This is a genomic window from Mesorhizobium sp. M7A.F.Ca.CA.002.09.1.1 (assembly GCF_003998555.1).
In the GTDB taxonomy this organism is placed as follows: Bacteria; Pseudomonadota; Alphaproteobacteria; order Rhizobiales; family Rhizobiaceae; genus Mesorhizobium; species Mesorhizobium ciceri.
In genome coordinates, this window is sequence record NZ_RZRR01001067.1 from 1 (window position 1) to 1656 (window position 1656).

2 protein-coding genes and 1 pseudogene are annotated in these 1656 nt (G+C 62.0%); 2 read left to right on the forward strand and 1 reads right to left on the reverse strand.

Annotated elements, in window-relative coordinates:
* Positions 1-506, forward strand: a pseudogene (locus EN994_RS30280) (diacylglycerol kinase family lipid kinase); the annotation flags it as partial.
* Positions 507-535: 29 nt separating this feature from the next.
* Here the strand turns inward: EN994_RS30280 and EN994_RS30285 are convergent.
* Positions 536-739 carry a hypothetical protein gene (locus EN994_RS30285; RefSeq protein ID WP_013529290.1) on the reverse strand — a complete coding sequence of 68 codons (204 nt, stop codon included), beginning with the start codon at positions 737-739 and terminating at the stop codon, positions 536-538.
* A gap of 206 nt (positions 740-945) precedes the next feature.
* Here EN994_RS30285 and EN994_RS30290 point away from each other — a divergent pair.
* On the forward strand, positions 946-1656 hold a 711-nt coding region (locus EN994_RS30290; protein WP_164746368.1), incomplete at its 3' end, for a GAF domain-containing protein.

A 1656-nucleotide genomic window follows, 5' to 3' on the forward strand; every position in this document is an offset into this window, starting at 1 on the left:
GCATGCACGCGAAGATGGTGCAACTGCGCCAGAAGATGGAGTTCGGTTCGCGGTTGGGAAAGATCCGCGCCTCGGCCAAGGCGGCTTGGGCAACGATCAACAATCCACCTGCGATGAATGTGACGCTCAGCATCGGCGATGCCGAAATGGCGGCACGCATCACCGGCATCGGCATCACCAACAACTTATTCGGTGAAGGCCATCTGCCTTATGCCGACAATCCTGCGGGCGGCGTGCTCGGTGTCTATGTCACGGTGGCGAAGCAGCGCGCCGAACTGGTCAAGTTCTTCTTCAACATGGCGCGCGGCAAATGGCGCGACAACGAACATGTCGAAATCCACCAGACAAACAGAACGGTGCTGAAAATCCATTCGGGCAGCCGCAAATTTCGCGCCGTCATGGACGGCGAACTGGTCAGGCTTGACCGTGAAACGGTAATCGAGATTCAGCCTGGCGCACTGAATGTATTGGTTCCGGCGAGCGCGGCCCAGTCGAGAGCCGCCTGATGAGGTGCGGCGCAACGGACAGGCCCGCTTTACCCGGCAGGAGCCTGCTCGGTGGTGTTGGGCGGTGTGGGGACATGCTGTTCATCGCTGTTAGGCGCCTTGATCAACACACCATAGATCTCGGCAATGCCCCATGCAGCAAACACCAGAAGCAGTGCGGCGATCAGGATCCGAAATCCATGCCAGCCCCATCGCCCCTGCCGCGCCTTGTTTTCTGGAATGATCTTGGCCATGCTCGATCCCTGTCTCATTCTGCACCAACTGGCGCGCCCGGCAAATCATGGTCGGGTAACGGTTCCTCGCTAGGATGGTTCCGGAAAAGCGTGCTGGCCTTGCACCAGCGCAAGCATGCGGCGACGAAGACCGGGACGAGGCAATTGGGGTGATTGGCAAGACGCAAACAGCACCCGATCTGCCGGCCGAAGTTGCGCTAGCAGTCATGGATATCGACCGGCTGGCCGTGCTGCACGGATTGGAGATGCTGGATACGGCGGCCGACCCCGATTTCGACCGCGTCAGCAGCCTTGCCGCAGCGGTGATGCAGGTGCCGATGGCCCTGGTCACACTCGTCGACCTTGAACGGCATTGGTTCAAATCCTGCTTCGGCCTGGACGAGACCGAAACCGCGACCAACGTCTCCTTCTGCGCCCATGCGATTGCCGCCGGCGACGAGCCGATGGTGGTCGTGGATGCAACGGCGGACCCCCGTTTCAAGACCAACCCGCTGGTCACCGGAAAGCACCATGTCCGCTTCTATGCCGGCGCGCCGATGATCGTGGCAGGTGCCCGCATCGGCACGCTGTGCGTGCTCGACCGCGAGCCGCATGGTTTTCCATCCCGAACCGAGCTCGACCAGTTGAAGGCGCTCGCCGGCCTGGCCGCCAGCCTGTTCACCCTAAAGGACGCAACCCGCAGCGGCGCGATCGCCGAGGCCGCACTTGCGCGCGAGGAAAAACGACGCGCCATCGCACTCGATGCGGCCTCGCTCGCCAGCTGGGCATGGGATATCCGCACCGATGTCATCGAATGCGACACATTGATGTCGGAGCTGTTCAACCTGCCGCGCTCCAACCGGCTGCGCGCACGCGACATCCTCACCGCCATCGATCCGCGCGACGTCTACCAGACCGAAACCCGCTTTCGCGACGCC

Coding starts and splice junctions, on each gene's coding strand:
- EN994_RS30285 (WP_013529290.1), bottom strand. CDS start 739: ATGGCCAAGATCATTCCAGAAAACAAGGCGCGGCAGGGGCGATGGGGC.